Genomic DNA, 4,036 nt, shown 5'->3' on the forward strand with positions numbered 1-4,036 from the left:
TTTTTTATATTCCTTTGACCTTTGCTTTTTTTACCTCCTATTATTTTATGATACATATTAAATTCTCCTTTTAATATCTTCTATCTCATTTGTTATTTCTTCGAATAAATTTATAAAATCTTCTGCAAACTCATGGGAAATAAATTTATCAATATCAGTATTTATTGCTCTTGCTATCTGGTTAATATTAACACCTATTTTATGAAGCTGATAATACACATCACCATTTTCATTTTTGGAAATTTCTTTTTTGAGTTTAAACTCTTTATTGAGTATTAACTCCCTTATGGCTTTCGCCCTTGGCTTTTTCAGCATAGAAGCCAGTTCTTCAACCTGTGCAAATTCTTCGTCATTGAAGCATAGCGTGACGCTGTGCTTCCTATGGTATCTATCCTTGTAGCTCACTGTAAGCCTCCTGTGTTCGGTTTTAAGGGGATTGAAGGGGGAACCCCTCACAAGCGACAATACGAAGTATTGTCTGAGCTTGCTGTTATATAGTTTTCCACTTATATATTAATTAATACATATAAAAATTAAGTCAATAGCTGAATAAAAAATAATCAATTTAAATTTGGGTTTTATATATAACCGTGAACAAATAAAGCCATTTTGCAAATGGCTTTTTTGTGAGGGGTTGACCAACTGAACGAAGTGAAGGCGGTAGTTATTTTTTCGCTTTGGCTTCTTCTTTTGCCAAAACTTCAAACAATGGATGGTATTTTATTAATTTGTTTTCTCTGATTGTTTTAAGGACTTTTAAACTCTCAACCTTTTTAAGACTAAATTTTCTATTAAAATCTCGCAATGTAATTTCTACATTATCAAGCAAAAAATCTTTGTATTTTTGCAAGTTGTTTAATTCTTTTTCTGCTGCTTTTTTTAAATATTCCTTTCTAACTTCTTTGGCACCAGATTTTAAATCTACTTTGTAATCTAAAAATCTTTTTATACTGGATAAAAACATTAATGAAACTTTTATGCCATAGTCAAAAGATTTTGCCTGAATTTCGGTTCCTTCTTCTTTCAGCAAAATATGATATATTGCTGCATATTTCCAACTTAACATAAAATATGTTCTGAAAAATGTTCCGTTTGTTTCCTCCCCTAATATGTGATCAAATTTTTCTTTGTAAACCATATAAAAATGGTCATAGATTTTTCTGCATTCTGGTGAATATGTATAAATTACATTTGTTTTTACAGTTGAAAAGAAATTATCTAATCCCTCTTTGAGTGATTCGATTATTTCTTCCACTGTCCAAGTTGGGACAACTTTTTCACCTCTTTCTGCATAAACAAAATTGTGTCTTCTTCCTAATCCATCATTAATACTTTCCTGATCAAAGTTTCTTGCAAAACTATCAATAGTATTCAAAAATAAACCACTCATAACGATACTTTCAGTTTCAATAGTATCGTTCTTCGTAACTCTACGGGCTTTATCATTATCATGGATCTTTAACATTGTTTTTCTGGTTTCAACCATAGAACCTCCCGGCATTAATTTTTTCATAAACTGGGAGTATTCGTCTTCTATCCAGAAAATCGGCTGTATTGGTTTTCCGAAATTATCAATTTTCTTTTCTGCTTTTGCTAACTCTGAAATGAATGCTGCCGAACCGTCAGCACCTTCAAAATTAGGTCTAATCATTGGCTTTTCTTCTATATCTTTTGGTATAGAACTTTCAATAATTTTTGCTGATGTGGTTTTTGCTGCACCAGAAGGTGCAAGTATTAAAGTCCAAGTGTTTAAGTAATCCGCTGGGCTTGTAGGATGCTTATACATTATATTGTTATTAACACTAAAAGCACTTAAATAGCTTAAAAATGAAAATATCGGTAAAGCTGGTGGTATGTCGGTTTCACTAACAAATTTAGAATATATCAAAGATAATGGATCTATATTTTCTGATAAACCTAAATTATGGGGGTTTGGTATTATAGGTAAAACATCAATAAAATTTATATTCACTTCGTGAGTTTCTACTTTTGGCTCTTTGCTAATTGCTTCTGCTATTTCGTTCGTTAAAACTATTTCTTCTTCTGTTAAATTAAATACCTTTTTCAATCTTATCATAATTAAATCCTCCTATTATATATACAGTTATAACATAGGATTTTAACTTGTCAAATGTTTACATTAAAAAAATCAGACATTTTTTATTTTGTCGGATTTTAACCCCAAAAAATGCACTGCCAAAAACATACCACCCCCCCCCTGTTTGACACTCTGACATTCTGACAAATCTTGTAAACTATTGATTTTAAAGGATTAAAAAAAAATTTTGTCAGAGATTTGTCAGAAAAAATCAGTACTCTTTTGACAAAGCTAATGACAAAAAATGTAATATATTGATTATAAAAGGAAAATTAACTTATCAGAATGTCAGAACTTTTCTGACAAAATGGATTTTAAAGAAAACAGGCAATTTTCAGCCCTCATTTGTCAGAAAATATCATGTTTTTTGTTTTGACATTTGTTGTCATGGTTTTTCTGCAAAACATATGACGTTTTCTTTTGTGGTTTTTATGACACTATGACACCTTATGACAGAAAACCGTCCTACCGGACAGGTCAACCCCTCACAAGCAAGAACCAGCCTGACGGCTGGCTCTCACTTGTTCACGGTTAAAGTTTTATCATAGTGATCTAGTAGTGTTGTCATCATATTTTTAATATGGTTTATATCGTCTTCTGTTGTAACTTCCCTGATTTTTGATTTTGAGTTTTTCTTCTTCGATTTTTCGTCTTTTTTCGAATTTTTGCCTGTGTTCATTCTTCCTTGTATATGCTGAAAACGTTCGTATGTATCTTCCAAAAGTAGAAATAATTGAGTGTACAGATCTTCTACATACTCCAAATCTTCCTTCAGTTGTATCAATCGACTTTCTGAATTGCTGTTGTTTTCTTCCAGCTTCTTCAAGTCTCGAACTAACAAATTGTTGTTGCTGATTAATTTTTTCAATATCTCTTGCTCTTGTAGTTCCTGCTGTTTCTTCTGTTGCTGTTTTAGTTTTATATTCTGTATTAATTGACTCATTGTTTACAATCTCCATATTATCAGTGCGAATATACATACTTGAAAAACCATCGTTATTACTAACATTGATAAAATCGCCGTTAGTATATTTATATCCAATATCTTGATCTTCTCTTTGAATACTTTGTCTATTTTCTGATATATTTTTGAACGATGGTTTTTTAAACTTTGATCTATTTCTGATTTCTCGTTTTTCAATTCTTTCTGCAAATGTTCTTTTAAGCTCTGTGAGTTTTTCTCTAACAAACTCTGGATCTCTTGTAGGTTTTGGGTTGAATTCTTTTCTATAATCGCTGTAATCTCTTCCCTCTTCATATATATCTCCTTTCAGGACAATGGGTTTATCGTCATCAAACAAATCAGATTTAATTGATATTTGATTTTTTCGTATTCTGTTTATTTTAACACCTTTCATGTTTTCAATATGTTTGATGGTTTGATCTCTATTTTCCAACTCTTCATTAATAATTAATGCCATTATTTCAGTATTAATATTTTCAATAAATTGTTTTTTATCTTCTGGAATATTGGTTTTTGGTTTGTTGGTTAATGTGTTTTTATTTTCTTTCTCTTCAAATGGACTTGATAAATTATTTTCATAATTAATTATTTCAGAGTAGTTATTTACCAACCCACGATCTCTTTTATCTAAATATACAGTGTATGATCTTCTGTCTTGTAAACTGTTAAATGTTAAATAATTTAATTCTACCCTGCCCTTGTCGTTGTGTTCTACCCACATAACTGGAGGTCTGTTTTCTTGTTCAATCCCTGCAAATAAAATATCTTCAAACTCTGTGATTAATTTGGTTTTTAATTCTTCTGATATGGATTTTTCTTCAAATGATAAAACACCACACACGTATGGGTTTGATTTGTTTTTATCTAAAATATAATTTTCAAAATTGATTAGGTCTTGTTTTGTGGTTGTTGATAATATTTTTATGTCTTTCTGTTGTTCTGGGTTTTTCTCTCTCAATAAATATTCAATACTT

Annotated in this window: 2 protein-coding genes and 1 pseudogene; all 3 read right to left on the minus strand. The window is 30.4% G+C overall.

Going from position 1 to position 4,036, the window contains the following annotated elements:
- Positions 1-57: 57 nt before the first annotated feature.
- Positions 58-405 carry a plasmid mobilization relaxosome protein MobC gene (mobC, locus tag N6G83_RS53965; RefSeq protein WP_048216462.1) on the minus strand — a complete coding sequence of 116 codons (348 nt, stop codon included), beginning with the start codon at positions 403-405 and terminating at the stop codon, positions 58-60.
- A 259-nt stretch (positions 406-664) separates the two neighbouring features.
- Positions 665-2,077 carry a hypothetical protein gene (locus N6G83_RS53970; RefSeq protein ID WP_094762251.1) on the minus strand — a complete coding sequence of 471 codons (1,413 nt, stop codon included), beginning with the start codon at positions 2,075-2,077 and terminating at the stop codon, positions 665-667.
- Between the two features lie 596 nt (positions 2,078-2,673).
- A pseudogene (locus N6G83_RS53975) lies at positions 2,674-4,036 on the minus strand (hypothetical protein); the annotation flags it as partial.

Source organism: Serratia sp. PL7, from assembly GCF_945957435.1.

Excerpts from the sequence above, each read along its gene's own strand:
- N6G83_RS53970 (WP_094762251.1), bottom strand. The coding sequence starts at position 2,077 with ATGATAAGATTGAAAAAGGTATTTAATTTAACAGAAGAAGAAATAGTT.